At 67.7% G+C, this 17,707-nt stretch carries 11 protein-coding genes; 1 reads left to right on the top strand and 10 read right to left on the bottom strand.

Features of this window, described 5'->3' with window-relative positions; all coding sequences use genetic code 11:
- Positions 1–262: 262 nt before the first annotated feature.
- From ACYVD1_RS21395 to ACYVD1_RS21355, 9 genes are all read right to left on the bottom strand, one after another.
- Positions 263–5,143 (bottom strand): NAD-glutamate dehydrogenase, encoded by a 4,881-nt coding sequence (locus ACYVD1_RS21395; protein WP_460775699.1) that lies wholly within the window; start codon positions 5,141–5,143, stop codon positions 263–265.
- Between the two features lie 462 nt (positions 5,144–5,605).
- Positions 5,606–6,352 (bottom strand): HAD family hydrolase, encoded by a 747-nt coding sequence (locus ACYVD1_RS21390; RefSeq protein WP_460775696.1) that lies wholly within the window; start codon positions 6,350–6,352, stop codon positions 5,606–5,608.
- A gap of 480 nt (positions 6,353–6,832) precedes the next feature.
- The gene (locus ACYVD1_RS21385) at positions 6,833–7,993 is read right to left on the bottom strand and encodes a pectate lyase family protein (protein WP_460775693.1); all 1,161 of its coding nucleotides are present in this window, start codon (positions 7,991–7,993) and stop codon (positions 6,833–6,835) included.
- Between the two features lie 258 nt (positions 7,994–8,251).
- On the bottom strand, positions 8,252–8,719 hold the full coding sequence (locus ACYVD1_RS21380) for a DUF6912 family protein (protein ID WP_460775690.1): 468 nt from the start codon (positions 8,717–8,719) through the stop codon (positions 8,252–8,254).
- A gap of 78 nt (positions 8,720–8,797) precedes the next feature.
- Positions 8,798–9,454, bottom strand: a complete 657-nt coding sequence (locus ACYVD1_RS21375) for an HAD family hydrolase (protein ID WP_460775687.1) — start codon at positions 9,452–9,454, stop codon at positions 8,798–8,800.
- Between the two features lie 101 nt (positions 9,455–9,555).
- Positions 9,556–11,238 (bottom strand): glycoside hydrolase family 3 protein, encoded by a 1,683-nt coding sequence (locus tag ACYVD1_RS21370; protein ID WP_460775683.1) that lies wholly within the window; start codon positions 11,236–11,238, stop codon positions 9,556–9,558.
- A 78-nt stretch (positions 11,239–11,316) separates the two neighbouring features.
- Complete coding sequence (locus ACYVD1_RS21365; protein WP_460775680.1) at positions 11,317–11,805, bottom strand: PTS sugar transporter subunit IIA; 489 nt, start codon at positions 11,803–11,805, stop codon at positions 11,317–11,319.
- 92 nt (positions 11,806–11,897) lie between these two features.
- On the bottom strand, positions 11,898–12,134 hold the full coding sequence (locus ACYVD1_RS21360) for a PTS transporter subunit EIIB (protein WP_460752766.1): 237 nt from the start codon (positions 12,132–12,134) through the stop codon (positions 11,898–11,900).
- Positions 12,135–12,254: 120 nt separating this feature from the next.
- Positions 12,255–12,992 (bottom strand): GntR family transcriptional regulator, encoded by a 738-nt coding sequence (locus ACYVD1_RS21355; protein WP_460752763.1) that lies wholly within the window; start codon positions 12,990–12,992, stop codon positions 12,255–12,257.
- 216 nt (positions 12,993–13,208) lie between these two features.
- Here ACYVD1_RS21355 and ACYVD1_RS21350 point away from each other — a divergent pair, with 216 nt between their 5' ends.
- Positions 13,209–14,252: an SIS domain-containing protein gene (locus ACYVD1_RS21350; protein WP_460775677.1), complete on the top strand. Its 1,044-nt coding sequence runs from the start codon at positions 13,209–13,211 to the stop codon at positions 14,250–14,252.
- Positions 14,253–14,708: 456 nt separating this feature from the next.
- On the opposite strand, the gene secA is transcribed toward ACYVD1_RS21350, so the two are convergent.
- Positions 14,709–17,555, bottom strand: a complete 2,847-nt coding sequence (secA, locus tag ACYVD1_RS21345) for a preprotein translocase subunit SecA (protein WP_460775674.1) — start codon at positions 17,553–17,555, stop codon at positions 14,709–14,711.
- Positions 17,556–17,707: the final 152 nt, after the last annotated feature.

Raw genomic sequence — 17,707 nt, 5'->3', positions numbered from 1 at the left:
CGTGTTCGGTGGATGCTGCCCGTCGCGAGCGGCGCATCCAGTGGTGCTGGCACAAGGCCGAAGAAGGAGTTCCCCTACTGTGCACTGCCTCGCAAGCTCGGCAGCATCGCACAGCGGGGGCCCGCCCAGGTTTGGCTGTCGACTGAGAGATGCGCAGTGACAGTGCCGCTGGGGCGACGCACAGCAGGGTAAGTGTCCGCCGAACATGCCCTAGGTCGGGGCGCACGGATGACTCCGTGCGCCCCGTCTCAAGTCCTGTCCCCTAGCCGGCCAGCGAACGGATCGACCGCAGGGCCACCGACAGGGTGGCGAGGTCGAAGCGCTCGTTCTCCTGGATCTCCGAGAGCGTGATCCCGGCGCGCTGCACGGCGACCTCGTTCTGCTCGGCCCACTGGGCGATGAGCTCGGTGTTGGACTCGGACGAGCCCGACTCCAGGACCCGGCTGGTCAGGTCCGCGTGCACCGCGTACAGGTCGTCACGCAGTGCGGAACGGGCCATCGTGACCCAGCGGTCGTCCCGCGGCAGATCGATGATCCGCTCGCGCCACCAGCTGATGTTGAACCGGTCCGCCAGATCGAAGTACAGGCTGGCCACGCGGCCGACGGGGTGGCCCGTGCGGTGGGCGATCTCCACCAGGTCGAACGTGGAGTAGGCGGGCACCATGGCGGCGACCCGCTCGGCCAGGTCGACGGGTACACCGAGCGAGGTATACCGGTCGCGGCGCTCCTCGAACGCCTCCCGGTCCCGGCCGCGCAGCAGGTCCACCAGCTGGGGCAGGACCTCGCCCACGTCCTCGGCGAAGAACCCGATCTCACTGCTCAGGTCGAACGGGAAGCTCCGGTTGCGCAGCAGCCACCGGGCGGAGCGCTCGGCGAGCTTGCGGGTCTCCAACAGCAGCAACAGCTGGCTGTCTACGGAGATCTTGTGGTCCAGCTCCTCGACCACACCCCAGAACTGGCGCAGCTGGAGGACGTCCTGGACCACCAGGAAGGCACGGGCGATGTCAGCTGCGCTGGACCCCAGCTCCTCGTTGAGACGGAACGCGTAGGTGATACCCGACCGGTTGACCAGCTGGTTGGTCACCTGGTTGACGATGATCTCCCGGCGCAGCGGGTGGGACGACACCCCCGTGTGGAAGCGGTCCGAGCGCAGCGGTGTCGGGAAGTAGTCCGTCAGGGTCGACGCCAGGTACGGGTCGTCCGCCAGGTCGGAGAGGCCGATCTGCTCCTTGAGGCTGATCTTCGTGTAGGAGACCAGCGTCGCGAACTCGGGGCTGGTCAGGCCCTTGCCCGCGGCACGGCGCTCAGCGATCGTCTTGTCGGAGGGCAGGTCCTCCTGCTTGCGCTTGAGGACCTTGGTGCGCTCCAGGTGGCGCATGTAGCGGCCGTGGACGTGCAGCATGCCGTGGCTCTGCTTGCGCGCCGCGGCCAGCACCGTGTTCTGCGCGTAGTTGTTGTCCAAGACCAGTGAGGCGACCTCGTCGGTCATGTCGATGAACAACTGGTCGCGGTCGCCCTTGGCCAGTTCGCCCTCCCGCACCTCGCGGTCGAGCATGATCTTGATGTTGACCTCGTGGTCGGAGGTGTCCACACCGGCGGAGTTGTCGATGAAGTCACTGTTGACGCGGCCGCCGTTACGGGCGAACTCGATCCGCGCCGGCTGGGTCAGGCCCAGGTTGCCGCCTTCGCCGACCACCTTCACCCGCAGGTCGGCGGCGTCGACGCGCACCTGGTCGCTTGCCTTGTCGCCGACGTCGGCGTGGGTCTCGCCGCTGGCCTTGACGTAGGTGCCGATACCGCCGTTCCAGAGCAGGTCCACCGGAGAGGTGAGGACGTGCCGGATGAGCTCGTCCGGGGTGAGCGCCGTGACTTCGGAGTCGATACCGAGGACCTCGCGGACCTGCGGGGTGACCGGGACGGACTTGGCGGTGCGCGGGTGCACCCCGCCGCCCTCGGAGATCAGCGCCGGGTCGTAGTCCTCCCACGTGCTGCGCGGGAGGCGGAACATGCGATGGCGCTCCTCCCAGGAGGTGTACGGGTCGGGGTCCGGGTCGAGGAAGACGTGGCGGTGGTCGAAGGCGGCCACCAGCTTGATCTGCTTGGACAGCAGCATCCCGTTGCCGAACACGTCCCCGGACATGTCGCCGACGCCGACGACGGTGAAGGGCTCTTCCTGGACGTTGACGCCCATCTCGCGGAAGCTGTACTTCACCGATTCCCAGGCGCCCCTGGCGGTGATGCCCATGCCCTTGTGGTCGTAGCCGACCGAGCCGCCGCTGGCGAAGGCGTCGCCCAGCCAGAAGCCGCGCTCGGCGGAGATCTCGTTGGCGATGTCGGAGAAGGTCGCGGTTCCCTTGTCCGCGGCGACCACCAGGTAGGAGTCGTCGCTGTCGTGCAGGACCGTGCGCTCGGGGTGCACGACCTCGCCGTCGACCAGGTTGTCGGTGACGTCCAGCAGGCCGCTGATGAACTGCTTGTAGCAGGAGACGACCTCGGTCATCACCTCCTCGCGGCCTCCGCCCGCGGGCAGGCGCTTGCAGACGAACCCGCCCTTGGCGCCGCTGGGCACGATGACGGAGTTCTTCACCATCTGGGCCTTGACCAGGCCGAGGATCTCGGTGCGGAAGTCCTCGAACCGGTCCGACCAGCGCAGACCGCCGCGCGCCACGGAACCGTAGCGCAGGTGGACGCCCTCCACCCTCGGCGAGTAGACGTACATCTCGAACCGGGGCCGCGGGTGCGGCAGGTCCGGGATCGCCTGCGGGTTGAGCTTGAGCACCAGGTAGGGGCGCCCCTCCGGGCCGCCCTGGTAGTGGTTGGTGCGCAGGGTTGCCTGGATGACCGACAGGAACGAGCGCAGGATGCGGTCGTGGTCCAGGCTGGCCACGCCCTCCAGCGCGCTCTCGATCTTGCCCTCGAGCGTCCTACCTCGCTCCTCTCGGCCTTCGTCCGATTGGTCCGGGTCGAAGCGGGCCTCGAAGAGCTCCACGAGCAGGCTGGCGATCCCGACGTTGGCGACGAGGACGTCGGCCAGGTAGTCGGGCGTGAAGGTGGATCCGGTCTGGCGCAGGTACTTGGCGTAGGCCCGCAGCACGGTGAGCTGGCGCCAGTCGAGACCGGCGCGCACCACCAGGGCGTTGAACCTGTCGGACTCGCCGAGGTCCCGCCAGGAGGCGTCGAACGCATCCTCGAAGAGCGACTTGAGGCGGTCCGACGACAGGTCGGGGGCCTCGACGGGGCCGAGGCCGAAGTCGTAGATCCAGATCGTGCCGACACCCTCGACGTTCAGCTCGTATGGCCGCTCGTCGACCACCTCGATGCCGAGGTGCTCCAGGACCGGCAGCACGCGGGACAGCGAGATGGGCTGTCCGATCCGGGAGAGGCGGAACCGCCAGGTCGTGTCGTCGGCCCCCTCGGGCTGGTACAGCGACGCCGTGAACTCCCCCGTGCGCGCGGCCGGGACGGTACGGGCGAGCAGCTCCTCGATGCCGGCGATGTCCTTGGCGGCCGCGGTCGGGGTGTTGTCGACCTTGTAGGCCTCGGTGAGCCCGGAGCTGTAGCGCTCCTTGAGCGTGGTGGCCCGGGTCGGGCCGAACTCGTCGACGAGCGCGTCGTCGAAGTCGACGTCCCAGGAGCGGGCGGCCTCGCGGACCTTCTCCTCCAGGGCGACCTGGTCGATGTCCGCGAGGGTGTGCCCGGGCCTGGCACGGGCCACCAGGTAGAGGCGGGCCAGCGGGGCCGCGCCGATCAGCACGTTGTGGTCCATGGTCGCGCCCTGGAAGGCGTCGGCGAGGACCCGTTGGATGTCGAGGCGCACCCGGGTGCTGTACTCGTCACGCGGCATGTACACGAAGCAGGACATGTACCGGCCGCCGTAGGGGTCGCGGCGCATGAAGAGCTTGGTACCGCGGCGGTCGCGTAGGCGCAGGACACCGCGGACGATGCTGTACAGCTCGCCCACGGGGATCTGGAGGAGCTCCTCGCGCGGGAAGGTCTCCAGGAGTTCGATCAGGTCCTTGCCGTCGTAGCTGTCGGCCTCGAAGCCAGCTTGGGCGAGGACCTCGGCCTGCTTGCGGCGGAGGATGGGGACCTGGCTGATGCTACTGGTGTTGGCCTGAGAGGTGAACAGGCCGAGGAAACGGCGCTCACCCACGATGTTGCCCTGGGAGTCGAACTTCTTGACGCCGATGTAGTCCAGGTACTTGGGCCGGTACACGGAAGCGCGGGAGTTGGCCTTGGTGAGCACCAGGACGTAGGGCTCGCGGGCCTTGGCGCGGATCTCGGGGGGCAGGGCCGCGAAACTGGTGGAGGCGGGCGAGTCCATGCGCAGGAGACCCAGACCCGTTCCGGGCTCGGGGCGCAGCGAGTCGTCGCCGTTCTCGTCGGTGACGAGGGCGTACTCCCGGTAGCCCATGAAGGTGAAGTGGCGCCCGGCGAGCCAGCGGAGGAAGTCGACGCTCTCGCCGACCTCGCGGGGGTCGACGCCGCCCGCGACCAGGCGGTCGGGGTAGGCGGAGAGTTCGTCGGCGATCCGGATGACCCGGTCGCTCATCTTGGCGGAGTCCTCGTCGACGTAGCGGACGTCGTTGAGGACGGTCTCCAGCTTGGTGGTGATCTCCTTGACGCGCTCGGGATCGCTCTGGCGGTCGATCTCGATGTGCATCCACGACTCGTCGGTGGGCAGGAGGCCGTCGCCACCGATCTCCGGGTCGACCTCGATGAGGTTGCCGGCCAGGTCTCGGCCGACCGTCATCTGGGGGTGGATGATGAGCCGGACCCCGGCTTGTAGCTCGCTCAGGGTCATGGTGACCGAGGAGACGAGGAAGGGGGCGTTGTCAGTGACGATCTCGACGATGCTGGTCTGCTGTTCCCAGCCGTCGCGGTCGAGGTCTGGGGTGTAGAGCCGGACCTTGGCCCGTCCTTGGTCCCGCTGGGCGCCGAAGGAGCGGTGGGCCGCGGCCGTGCCGCAGATCTGTTCAGGGCTGCGGCCGCTGATCTCTTCGGGGTCCGTGTGGCGGTAGTAGAAGGGGAGGAAGCGTCGGACCGTGTCGGCGGCCTCGGGGCTCATTCGAGTCCCGGGGTTCCACCGGGAGGCCGCGTCACTGAGCAGCTTCTGGAGGATGACGTCGGATTGCCCGGACATAGGGATCTCTCACTCCTTTGTGAGCAACGTCGCACGAGCGTTTGGAGAACACCCGGTCATGTGACGTGTCGTGTGGCTCATCGGTTGAGTCGCGTGGCTCGTCGGTTGACCTGTGAACTTCTGTGCTGAGTTGTGACTTCCCGTGAGGGCCTTGGGCCGCAAGGCACCCACGTGGGTGGCGGTTGGGTTGGCACCTGTGCGCACAGGTCGGGTGACACGAGGCGGTGGAACACCGTTGTTCCGGCCTCTTCGCCCCCGCCGGAGCGGGGACGGATCCAGGCTACTGGTTTTCGCGCACGAGAACAGGACCAACACCGTTACACGGTGGTTACGCACTGTTAGAAGTGGATTGCCGGAGTCGGCGTAACGGATCCGGGGGCGGCCAATGAAACGTTCAGCGGAGATGCGCACGAAGCCAGGGCTCCCTCGCGAAGGGTTCTCACTGTCGTTGTCGGGCTGGGGTCATCGGGCTGTTGCCTGCTGGACGGCGGTCATCACGGCTCGGGGGTCACTGAGGTCGGGCAGCACGATCTGTGCACCCGCGTCGCGCAGCTGCCCCTCGGTCGTCGACCCGTTGAGCACGGCGACGGGGGTCGCCCCACCGATCATGGCGGCCCGGATGTCCGGGGCGGATCCGGTGATGAACACCGTCTCCTCCTCGGTGTAGGCCCGGCCGCCGTCGCCGGTGGCGTGCAGTCGGATGGACTGGATCAGGCTGGACTTGGGGTAGTTGACCGAACCGAACCCGCCCACGGACAGGTTGAGGTTCGTGTCCAGGCCGAAGGCCACCAGTTTCGCGGTGGCGTTGGCGCGGGTGCTCCCACTGACCACGGTCTGCATGATGTCCGGCAGGGAGGCCACAGCGGCCAGCGAGGCGGCCGCGCCGGGCATCACCCGGCCCTTGGCCAGCAACTGGTCGTTCCGGGCGCTGAAGGCTGTCTCCAGGGCCGCGAGGAAATCCGCCAGGGTCTCGGCGTCCGGCTCCAGGTCCACGTAGTTGCGGGCACAGAACTCGAAGAACATCTCCGAGTCGGTCCTGCCCGCAGAAGAGGTCAAGTAGACCAGCGGCTCGCCGGTGACCTTCTCGAAAGCCTCGGCGTAGGCGGCCCTCATCACCTGTCCCACATCGAGGAGTGTCAGGTCGACGTTCCATAGCACCAGGCGGCTGATGGCTGACTCCTCGGCAATCGGGGTTCGGGACGCCTCCATTGTGCCGGATGGGCGATTCAAGGAGGAAACGGCGTCCGCTCTCGGCCACAATCGAAGGCCCAAGGCCTGCTCGGGGCACTGGCGAGGACCGCCCGTGGGGTCCCTGTTGTGGATGGGCCCCTTGCTTCAACCGGCCCCGGGTCAGTGGAGCGGCAGGATGCTGTCCGCGCTCGGACACCGGCCCCGGGAGCAGGTGGTCTCGCGCTCATCCCCGGCCAACCGGCCGGGACCTTGCCGCGCCCACCCACCGGCCATTCACCCGGCCCCGTATTTTCCCTGCGCGAAAAGAAAGGCCTGCCGATTCAACCGAAAAACTGTGAAACCCGCCCACCTGGCACCTTTCTCCAGGATTCGCTGGACGCGTGCTCCAATGCCGACGCAGCAGGGTGCCGAGGGATTCCCCCCGGCACCCTGAACTGGTGATAACAAGATCAACCGAAACCGTATGAGCTGAATCCGGGTCAGCTAAAACCGGTCTGGCTACGGTTGGACGTCGATGACCCCCGTGCCGGCGTCCGCTTCGACGGCGTCCTTGGCGTCCTCGGGGCTCTGCGCGGTGTAGTCGTAGGGGACCGTGAAGTCGGTGGTGGACTCCAGGTGCTCGTGGGGGGTGTCCTCGAAGGTGTTGTCGACCAGGTTCCAGTAGCCGGTCTCCGAGCTGCCGTACCACCAGCCGACCGCGCCTTCGATCTGGTCCGCGTGGCTGTCCTCATCGCCGGAGCCCACGTTGTCGAAGTGGTTGCCCTCGACCAGGATCTCGGCTCCCATGCGGGCGTTGATCGCGGAGCCGTCGACGTCCTCGAAGACGTTGTTGAGCATGTGCACGTCAGCGAAGCGGACCAGGGGCACGCGGGTGTTCAGGTTGCTGAACAGGTTGTGGTGGTAGGTGATGAGGTCCGGGGCGGCGTCGGCGTCGTCGTTGTGGCCGACCAGCGAGGTCTTCCAGTGGTCCTCGAAGCGGTTCCAGGAGACGGTGATGTACTCGGAACCGTGCTTGATGTCGACCAGGCCGTCGTAGTAGTCCTTGTCGACACCTTCCTTCTCACTGCTGAACTCGTTGTGGTCGATCCACACGTTGGAGCTCTGCTCGGTCACCTCGAGGGCGTCGCCCTCGCCCTGGGAGACCTCGCGGATCGCCAGGTTGCGGAAGACGACGTTCTCGGCGCGGGTGACCTTGAATCCGATCTCGTCGAACTCGCCGCCGTCGCCGACCCCGAGGATGGACACGTTCGTGAGGTCCTTGACGTCGATCTTGTCTTCGCTGACCTGATCCGCGGTCACGGTGACGTCGACGTAGACGACCAGGCCGTCGTCGTCCTCGTCGCTGTGGTCGTTGAGGACCGCGTAGAGGGCCTCGCCCGGGGTGCTCTCCTCGCTCCAGGACTCGTACTCGCTGAGCAGGTACTCGTCGACCGTGTCACCGCCGAAGCCGCCAGTGGTACCGCCGTTCATCGAGGCGTAGCCGACGGGCTCGTCACTGAGGGGATCGGCGGCGGTGGCCGCGTCGAGCGCGTCGCTGCTTCCGCTGAGCTCACCGGACGTACTGCCTTCGGGGACCAGGAACCAGGCACCCGCGAACAGGCTGAGGCCCGCTGCGGCCGCGCCGACGACGAGCGGGGTTTTCTTCTTGGGAGTAGGCATGAATTTCCTTTCGGCCGGTGGTAGCGGGAAAGTGGGGGTAACGGAAAGAAACACCACCGGCGGGAGCGCGCAAAATCAGTCAGATCCGGCTTGCGCGCTGATGAAGCATCTTTACCACCATCCCAATGATTGTCAAATATCGCTGATCAGGGGGATACGGAAAACCACACCCACCCGAACCAGCCATTATGGAAAATTTTCCAGTTCAACTCAGCCCTGAAAACGTCGGTCGAGGTCAGGACGGGAAAGAGCGGGAAATCATTTCTCCTGGTCGCGGGATTCCGCCACGAGATAGCGGAGTTCCTGGACGGCGAACCACATGAGTTCGTGGTCTTCGGCGTCCCCGGAGTCAGGGTCGGCGGCGGCCTTGGCGATGTCGGCGGCCGCGTCCGTGTCGTCCACGTGGGCGGACTTGAGCTTCTTGAAGGGGACCGGCATGGTCACGCTGACCCTGGCGACGCCGTCTGCGTGACGGGCCTCGTGCTCGACGATGTGGTCGGGCATCTCGGCGGCGAGCACAACGCGGCGTCGGGGCGCCCCGGAGTCCGCGGCCAGGAGCCCCAGTGACTCCTCAGCGGCCGCGTACATCGCGTCGTACTCGGCCTCCTCGGAGTCGCCGCTCGGGCCGGGATCGGCCGTGAACGCGGTCAGGGGCGCACCCTCCAGCCGCCCTTCCTCGAGTAGGGCAGCCAGGGCTGGGACGGTGCTGGGCAGGAAGACGTACATGGGAACTCCAGGGCGCGGTCAGGTCACTACGAGTTTCCCAAAGAACCCGAGGTGACCGAACCGGCGCCCCGCCGGGGGTCAGACCGGCTGACGGTCCTGGTCGTCCTCGCCTGCGAGGAAGCGGGAGAGCTCCCTGCTGGTGTCGGTCACATCGGAGTGCAGGATGCCGGTCATACCGAGCGCTTCGGCGGTGCGGACGTTGTGGTCGAGGTCGTCGATGAACACGCAGTCCTCGGGTTCCAGGCCCATCCGCTCACAGGTGTGCAGGTAGATGCGTTCCTCAGGTTTGCGCATGCCGACTTCACCGGAGATGACCACGGTGTCGAAGGTCGAAGCGAAGTGCTCGCGCGGGTAGCCGTTGCCCCAGGAGTTGGACAGCAGCGCCGTGCTGGCTCCGTCCTCCCGCGCCGATCGCAGGGTGTCGTACATGGCGTGGACCGGGTTGAACCGCGAGAACATGCGGCGGATGAGGCCGTCCGCCACGACCGGTCCCCCGTGTGTGGAACGCAGCAGGGAGGCGAGGTCGCGTTCGAACTCGCCGGAGTCGATCTCGCCCCGTTCCAATGCGTGTACGGGGTTGTCGGGCAGGCTGCCGTCGAAGTACGGCCGCATGACCTCGTAGTAGTGGTCGGCGTCGATCCGGTCGGCGTGCAGCCAGGCCCGGATCCCGTCGGTCAGCGGCGGCGTGAGGACACCGCCCCAGTCTGAGATGACCCCTCGTCGGGTGGATCGCATCCCATCCCCTCCATTCCTGGTCGTCCGCCGCCCGGAGGGGGTCCGGACGGGGAACCGTTCTTCCCGTTCCCCGTCCGGTTCAATCTTCGCGAAACGCCTAGTCAGTAGCTGAGTCCGGTTCCGGCGGACACGTCGGCACCGGGGATGTCGACCGGAAGCGTTCCGGACGGGTCGATCTCTCCCGCGATCGCCTTCGCCGCGGCCACCCTGGACACCTCCACGGCCGAGTAGAGGGCGATGAAGCCGTCCACGTCGGGGAAAGCCTCCAGGTCGTAGGGGCCGCCCTGGGCGACCACTACGACGGGTGTGCCCTGGTCCTGGCCGGAGGAGACCATGGCGCGCTGCTCCTCCGATCCGCGCGCCCCGTTGGTGCCCACGACGAGGACGTCCGCGTCGCCGTCCACCACATCGAGGCCCGCGTCGGTCAGGGCCGGCGCGATCCGGTCCGCGCCCACACCGTCGACGCGCACACTGGTGCCCGCGGAGAGCGGCAGGAGGCCGTCCTCGTTCCGAACGAGGGTGACCGAAGCGTCGGCCACCCGCTGGGCGGCCTCGGCGTGTTCAGGGTCCTCCAAGGCATCCGCGGCGGCGGCCGGGTCGGCTGGTGACTCGGCCTCGAGGATGCCTCGCTTCTCCTTGAGCGTGAGGATCCGCAGCACGGACTCGTCGATGCGCTCCTCCGTGATGCGCCCGCTCTCGACCGCCTCACGCAGCGCGGACACCGCCTCGGTCGGGTCCGGCGGCATGAGGAGCTGGTCGACCCCGGCCTCGACCACCCGGATGGCGACCTCTCCGTCGTCGTGGGTCTGGCGCACGCCCTCCATGTTGAGTGCGTCGGTGGTGACCACCCCGTCGTAGCCGAGTTCGTCGCGCAGGATCCCGTCGATGATGGCCGGGGACAGCGTGGCCGGATCCGGGTCCTCGCTGGTGTCCAGCTGCGGCATGAGTACGTGGGCGGTCATGATCGCGTCCACGCCCGCGTCGACCGCGGCCTGGAACGGCGGGAGGTGCTCGGCTTCCCACTGGTCGCGGGGCAGGTCGATGACGGGCAGTCCCGTGTGGCTGTCGACGTCGGTGTCCCCGTGCCCGGGGAAGTGCTTGGCCACCGGGGCCACCCCGTGCTCGGCGTAGGCTTCGGCCTCGGCGAGCGCCATCTCCGACACCGAATCCGGGTCTGAGCCGAAGGAGCGGATACCGATGACCGGGTTGTCGGGGTCGGTGTTGACGTCGGCGTCGGGTGCGTAGTTCATATTGATGCCGACCGCGGTCAGTTCGTCCGCGGTGGTGGCGGCACGCAGGGCGGCGAGCTCGGTGTCTCCGGTCGCGCCGACCGCCATGGCGTCGGGGAACAGGGTGCCCACGGGCATGCGCACCACGAGTCCCTGTTCCTGGTCGATGCTGATGAACAGGGGGACGCCCTGCCCCTGTTCGGCGGCCAGGTCCTGTACTCCCGCCGACATCTCGGCGATCTGTTCGGCCTCGTTCAGGTTGGCGTCGAAGTAGATGATGCCGCCGGGACGGTGTGCCTCGATCATCGCTGCGTTGTCGGCGGCCGACGTGCCCTGTGCGGTGAGCACCAGGAGTTGGCCGATCTTGTCGTCCAGATCCATGTCGGCGAGCAGCTGCGGGGCCAGGACCGGCTCGAAAGGTTCAGCGGTCGCATCGGGCTGCTGGTCGTTGTCCTCAGGCGAGGGATCCACCTCCTCGGTTGTGGTGCAAGCTGTGGCGAAAAGGGCAAGACCCACGCAGGCCGGGGCCAGGGCGCGTGGAACGGACGGTCTCATGTCGGTTTCATCTCCGAGGTCGCTGGTTGCCGCCGGAGAATACCGGGCTGCCGGACCCGGAAGGGCGCACCCCGCCGGTCAGGCCCAGACGAAGAGGATCTCCTCCTGCTCGACGGCCCCTCTCGCCTGCTCCGAGAGGGCCTCCGGCGCAGCGTCCAGGGCCACGACCGGAACGACCGAGGGCTTGCCCAGGGAGGCCACCATGCCCGGGGACCACCGGATCACCGGAGTCCCCGCCTCGACCTCGGCGCCCTCCTGGGTGAGGAGGGCGAAGCCCTCCCCGGCGAGCTCGACGGTGTCGATGCCCAAGTGGACGAGGACACCGCGTTCGTTGTCGGCCGCCATCACCACGAACGCGTGCGGGTGGAGCTTGACCAGGGTCCCGGCGATGGGCGCCACCACCTCGTGCCGGGACTCCAGGCCGCCCTCCTGCCCGGGTTCGGGGTGGACCGCGACCCCTGGGCCGACCATGCTCTGGGAGAACACCGGATCCGGCACCGAGTCCAGGGACATGGCCGTTCCGGCGACGGGGGAGCGTACGCACAGCGCACCGTTCACGTCTGACATGCAGGAGGTCTTCCCCTGACAAGGCACTTAATCCGGAAAGCGGCCGTCCAAAAGGGACCAATGGCCTGACTTCTCGGTAGGGCCCTCCCCCGCTACTCCAGGAGGTCCCGGATGTCGTCGGTGAGGGAGTCGGCTTCGGGGCCGACCACGACCTGGACGACGTTGCCCGAGACCAGGACCCCGTGCACGCCCGCCGCCTTGAGGTCACCGTCCCGGACCAGACCGGGGTCGGCCAGTTCGGTGCGCAACCGGGTGATGCAGGCCTCGATGTCCTCGATGTTGGCCGCTCCGCCCAACCCGGCGACGATCGCCGCTGCCTTGTCCGCCATGTGTCCTCCGTGCTCTACCCGGGACGCAACTGTTCCCAGGGGGTCTGTGGCGAGCTTAGAGGTGACGTGATCCACACGCCAGAGTCGGCGAGTGGCTGGACCGGCACTGGGCTCGGCGCGTCAGTCGCCGTGCTGCCGCGGGTCCAGGCGGGAGTGCAGCTGGTAGCGGTCAGCACGGTAGGTGGACAGTGCCAGTTCCACACACTGTCCCTTGAGGAAGCTCCGGCGCTGCATGATCAGCACCGGGCTCCCTGCGGGCAGACCGAGCAGGCGGGAGTCGGCTGAATCGCAGATCCCGGCCTCGATGGTCTGTTCCCCGGAATCCAGCAGGATGTCGAACTCGTTCTCCAGGACCTCGTAGAGGGAGCGCTCGGCAAGGTCGTAGTCCTCGAGCCCCGGAACCAACTCCGCGGGGATGTTGGAACGCTCCACCGCCATGGGTTCGTCGTCGGCGGTACGCATGCGTTCAATGTGGTGCACCAGCGTGGCGGGGGCGATGTCGAGCATCCGCGCGGTGTGGCCGCTGGCGGGGATGACCTGGCGGATCAGTTCCCGCGCGCCCGGCTCGTAGCCGCGGGCGCGCATGTCCTCGCTGAAGGAGGCCAGGACCAGGGACATCTCTATCTTGGGGCGGGCCACGAAGGTGCCCTTTCCCGGTACACGGTAGATCCGCCCTTCGGCCACCAGCAGGTCGATGGTCTGGCGGACGGTCATGCGGGAGAGGCCGTAGGTGGAGCTGAGCTCGCGCTCGGAGGGAACCATGTCGTCCACGCCCAGTCCGGCCGAGGTGATCCAGTCCAGGAGCAGATCGCGCAGTTGGACGTACTTGGGCATGGGGTTGCTGGCGTCGATCGACATGGAACGGCTGGCCTTCTCGGTCGTCGGGAGAGGTTGGCGTAAGACCCTAGGGCATATTCGGCGGACACATACCCCGCTGCCCGTCGTGAGAGGTGGGCTCCGGAACTCGACATCTACCGGGTCATACCGGATCCTAACTGGTATAGTCCGGACTAGACCATAGTCCTCGGCCAGGCGCACGTCCAGGACCGCCGCCGCTACCTCGGAAGGTTCCGCATGACCACCACCACGAGCGTGATGCGATCCGAGATCGCCGAACAGCCCGAAGCGCTGCGCCGCACCTTCGCCGACCTGCTCCCCCTGCGCAAGGAGATCGAGGCGCTCGGCCGCACCACCAAGCACGTCCTCTTCATCGCCCGCGGCTCCTCGGACAACGCCGCCGTCTACGGCAGCTACCTGCTCCAGGCGCACACGGGCCGCCTGGCCACCCTGGGGTCACCCTCCATCGCGACCGCCTACGGCGCCAAGATCGACCTCTCCGACGTCCTCGCCGTGGCCATCTCCCAGTCCGGCAAGACCGAGGAGATCGTCGAGACCATGCGCTGGGCCGCCGACTGCGGCGCCCGTACCGCCGCCGTGACCAACGGCGCCGACTCGCCGCTTGCCGCAGAGGCCGACGTCGCCTTGGTCACCCGGGCCGGGAACGAGCTCGCGGTACCGGCCACGAAGACCTACAACACCCAGCTGGCCGCGCTCGCAGTCCTCGCTCTCGGGCTGGGCGCCAACTTGGACGCCGGTGAGCTGGACCTGGTACCCGAAGGCATCGTAGAGACCCTCGCGGCGCCCTCAGACGGCCTGGAGGAGATCGTGGAGCGGATGGTCGCCGTGCAGGGCACGGTGATCTCCGGGCGCGGTATGGCCTTCTCGACGGCCCTAGAGGCTGCCCTGAAGCTCAAGGAGGCGTGCTACCTGCACGCCATGGGGCTGTCCTACGCCGACCTGCTGCACGGCCCGATCGCCGTGGTGGACCCGCGTACACCTGCCCTGCTGGTCGCCGCGCCCAGCGGGCCCACCCTCCAGGGGACGGTCGCCCTCGCGGAGAGGGCCCGCTCCGCCGGGGCCCCGGTCTTCGGCTTCGGCGGCGGGGAGGCCCTGGCCACCGCGAGCGACCTGTCCGTACCCGTCCCGAACGTGCCGGAGTGGGTGTCGCCGATGAACCTCATCGTCCCCGCCCAGCTGCTCACGGAGCACCTAGCGCGCCGCCTGGGCTACAACCCCGACGTCCCCCGCGGCCTCAACAAGGTCACCCAGACTTCCTGAGCCCCTGAGCCCACCAGGGCATGTCGGGCGGACTACCGAGGTGGCTCCGGCGGGCCCCGGGTGGTTCAGAAGAGGCGGCCGGCCAACAGGCCCGCGCCGACGAGGACCATCGCCGCCCCGGAGGTCCTGGTGACCGCGCGGGCTGTGGCGGGACGGGCCCCTAGACCGTGCGGGCGAGCACGCCGACACCCAGGTAGACCACAGCGCAGCTGACCGTGTGCACCAAGCCGAGGCGACCGATCTGCACTACCGCCACTCTGCAGGGCCCCAGCAGCTGAGTCCCCTCTGATGATGACGCACGTGGTCCAGGAGCGTCCGCTGCCCGCCTGAAGGGATGCGCCACGCGCCCGCAGGCAGCAGCTCTCAAGGCCGCAAGCCGACAGGCACACGAAAACATGTGGGCGCGGCCCCGAAGGAGCCGCGCCCACACGCGTGTCTACCGGTGATGCCCGGCGGCTACTTGGCCGCGGGGTCTCCGTGGCACTTCTTGTACTTCTTCCCGGAGCCGCAGGGGCAGGGCGAGTTGCGGGCGGTCCCCGCGTACTCGTCGTCCACCGTCTCGCTGCGCTGCTCGACGGAACCGTCCTCACTCGGCGCGGAGTACTGGAGGCGGTTCGGCTGGTCCTCGCCGAAGCCCGGCACCACCACGTCCTCGTTGGACTCGGCCTCGGTGCTGGGCGCGGCGGCGCTTACGGCCTCCTCGTCCTCCTCCACCGCGGTGGCGACGGCGGTCGCACCGGTGGAGCCACCGACGGTGGCGGCGGTCTTCGCGGCGGCGGAGGCGGTGAGGGTCGACTCCTCCTTCTTGCGGACCTGGACCTCGACGTTGAAGATGAAGCCGACCGACTCCTCCTTGATGGCCTCCAGCATCTGCTGGAACATGTCGAAGCCCTCGCGCTGGAACTCGATCAGCGGGTTGCGCTGAGCCATCGCGCGCAGGCCGATGCCCTCCTGGAGGTAGTCCATCTCGTAGAGGTGCTCACGCCACTTGCGGTCCATCACCTGGAGGATGACGCGCCGCTCGACCTCGCGCATAGCCTCATCGCCCAGTTCGGCCTCGCGGGCCTCGTAGGCGGCCTTGGCGTCCTCGATCACCTGAGTGGCGATGAGGTCCGTGGTGAGGGTCTGGACGCCGCCGTTGTCCTCGACGAACTCGTCGACGGTGAAACTGATCGGGTAGACCTGCTTGAACGCCCGCCAGAGCTTGTCGAGGTCCCACTCTTCCGCGTCGCCCTGGGCCGTCTCCTCGACGACGTAGCCCCGGAGCACTTCCTCGAGCATCTCCACGACCTGGTCGCGAAGGTCCTGGCCCTTGAGCACCTTGAGGCGCTCGGCGTAGATGACCTTGCGCTGCCGGTTGAGGACCTCGTCGTACTTGAGGACGTTCTTACGGATCTCGAAGTTCTGTGTCTCGACCTGGCCTTGGGCGGAGGCGATCGCCTTGCTCACCATGCCGGACTCGATCGGCTGGTCGTCCGGGATGCTCAGCTGGTTCATGAACACCTCCAGACGGCTGGAGTTGAACAGGCGCAGCAGGTCGTCCTGGAGGGAGAGGTAGAAGCGGGACAATCCCGGGTCACCCTGACGGCCGGAACGGCCACGGAGCTGGTTGTCGATACGCCGCGACTCGTGGCGCTCGGTACCGAGCACGTACAGACCGCCGGCCTCGACCACCTGCTCGTGCTCGGCCTCGAAGGCCGCCGTGGCCTTCTCCAGCGCCTCCGGCCACGCCGCCTCGTACTCCTCCGGGGTCTCCAGCGGGCTCAGGCCCCGGGCCTGGAGCTCCTCGTCCGCGAGGAAGTCGGGGTTCCCCCCCAGCATGATGTCGGTACCGCGTCCGGCCATGTTGGTGGCCACGGTGACGCCGCCGAGCTTGCCCGCGCGGGCGATGATCGAGGCCTCACGAGCGTGGTTCTTCGCGTTGAGGACCTCGTGCGGAACGCCCTCGCGCTTGAGCATCCGGGCGAGGAGTTCGGACTTCTCGACGCTGGTCGTACCGACCAGGACGGGCTGCCCCTCCTTGTGGCGCTCGGCGATGTCCTCGGCGAGGGCCTGGAACTTGGCGTCCTCGTGCTTGTAGACGACGTCCTTGACGTCCTCGCGGATCATCGGCTTGTTGGTCGGGATGGGGACCACACCGACGCTGTAGGTCTGGGTGAACTCGGCCGCCTCGGTCTGGGCCGTACCGGTCATGCCGGCGAGCTTCTCGTAGAGGCGGAAGTAGTTCTGGAGCGTGACCTTGGCGAGAGTCTGGTTCTCGTCCTTGATCTTGACGCGCTCCTTGGCCTCGATGGCCTGGTGCATGCCCTCGTTGTAGCGGCGGCCGGCCAGGACGCGTCCGGTGAACTCGTCGACGATGAGTACCTCACCGTCCTTGACGATGTACTCCTTGTCCTTCCGGTACAGCTCCTTGGCCTTGAGGGAGTTGTTGAGGAAGCTGATCAGCGGGGTGTTGACCGCCTCGTAGAGGTTGTCGATTCCCAGCCAGTCCTCAACCTTGGCCACGCCCTCCTCGGTGATCCCGACGGTGCGCTTCTTCTCGTCGACCTCGTAGTCGTCGTCCCGCTTGAGGCGGGGGGCGATCTTCGCGAACTCGGAGTACCAGCGCGAGTTCTGCTCGGAGGGTCCGCTGATGATCAGCGGGGTGCGCGCCTCGTCGATGAGGATGGAGTCGACCTCGTCGACCAGGGCGAAGAAGTGGCCTCGCTGGACCGTGTCCTTGAGCGAGAGCGCCATGTTGTCGCGCAGGTAGTCGAAACCGAACTCGTTGTTCGTTCCGTAGGTGATGTCGGCCTGGTAGGCCTTGCGCCGCGCGGTCGGCGTCATCTGTGGCCCCACCACGCCGACCTCGAGCCCGAGGAAGTGGTAGATGCGGCCCAGGTTCTGGGCGTCGCGTCGGGCGAGGTAGTCGTTGGTGGTGATGACGTGGGTGCCCTGCCCCGCGAGGGCGTTGAGGTACACCGCGAGGCTTCCGGTCAGGGTCTTGCCCTCACCGGTCTTCATCTCGGCGATGTTCCCCAGGTGCAGGGCTGCCGCACCCATGATCTGGACGTCGAAGGGGCGCTGGCCCAGAGTACGCTGGGCCGCCTCGCGGACGGTCGCGAAGGCTTCGGGGAGCAGGTCGTCCAGCGACTCACCGTCCTCGTAGCGCTCCTTGTACTCCTTGGTCAGGTCGCGCAGCTCCTCGTCGCTGAGGTCGGTGTAGTTCTCCTCTAGCGCGTTGACCTGGTCCTTAAACTTCTTGAGCCGGCGCAGGATCTTTCCTTCACCCGCGCGCAGGAGCCTGTCGAGTATGCCTGGCACTTCCTATGCGCTCCTCGCAGATCGCGGTTGGTCCGCCCGGGGCGGAGAGTCAGATCTAGGCCCGCTGACCGCTGCCCGTGGCCGCGGACGTCAGGGGGAACCCGGTCCTCGGGCCTACATCTTAGAGGACCCGGAACCGCTTCCCGTCCTCT

This window comes from Nocardiopsis nanhaiensis (genome assembly GCF_054778635.1).
The sequence above is the reverse complement of the archived record's forward strand: the minus strand, read 5'-3'. Positions and strand labels throughout refer to the sequence as shown.

What these genes read in the sequence shown, in the direction of transcription:
- ACYVD1_RS21395 (WP_460775699.1), bottom strand. Translation starts at nt 5,143, where the DNA reads ATGTCCGGGCAATCCGACGTCATCCTCCAGAAGCTGCTCAGTGACGCG.
- ACYVD1_RS21355 (WP_460752763.1), bottom strand. Translation starts at nt 12,992, where the DNA reads ATGTCGATCGACGCCAGCAACCCCATGCCCAAGTACGTCCAACTGCGC.
- ACYVD1_RS21350 (WP_460775677.1), top strand. Translation starts at nt 13,209, where the DNA reads ATGACCACCACCACGAGCGTGATGCGATCCGAGATCGCCGAACAGCCC.
- ACYVD1_RS21375 (WP_460775687.1), bottom strand. Translation starts at nt 9,454, where the DNA reads ATGCGATCCACCCGACGAGGGGTCATCTCAGACTGGGGCGGTGTCCTC.
- ACYVD1_RS21385 (WP_460775693.1), bottom strand. Translation starts at nt 7,993, where the DNA reads ATGCCTACTCCCAAGAAGAAAACCCCGCTCGTCGTCGGCGCGGCCGCA.
- ACYVD1_RS21370 (WP_460775683.1), bottom strand. Translation starts at nt 11,238, where the DNA reads ATGAGACCGTCCGTTCCACGCGCCCTGGCCCCGGCCTGCGTGGGTCTT.
- ACYVD1_RS21360 (WP_460752766.1), bottom strand. Translation starts at nt 12,134, where the DNA reads ATGGCGGACAAGGCAGCGGCGATCGTCGCCGGGTTGGGCGGAGCGGCC.
- ACYVD1_RS21390 (WP_460775696.1), bottom strand. Translation starts at nt 6,352, where the DNA reads ATGGAGGCGTCCCGAACCCCGATTGCCGAGGAGTCAGCCATCAGCCGC.
- ACYVD1_RS21365 (WP_460775680.1), bottom strand. Translation starts at nt 11,805, where the DNA reads ATGTCAGACGTGAACGGTGCGCTGTGCGTACGCTCCCCCGTCGCCGGA.
- ACYVD1_RS21380 (WP_460775690.1), bottom strand. Translation starts at nt 8,719, where the DNA reads ATGTACGTCTTCCTGCCCAGCACCGTCCCAGCCCTGGCTGCCCTACTC.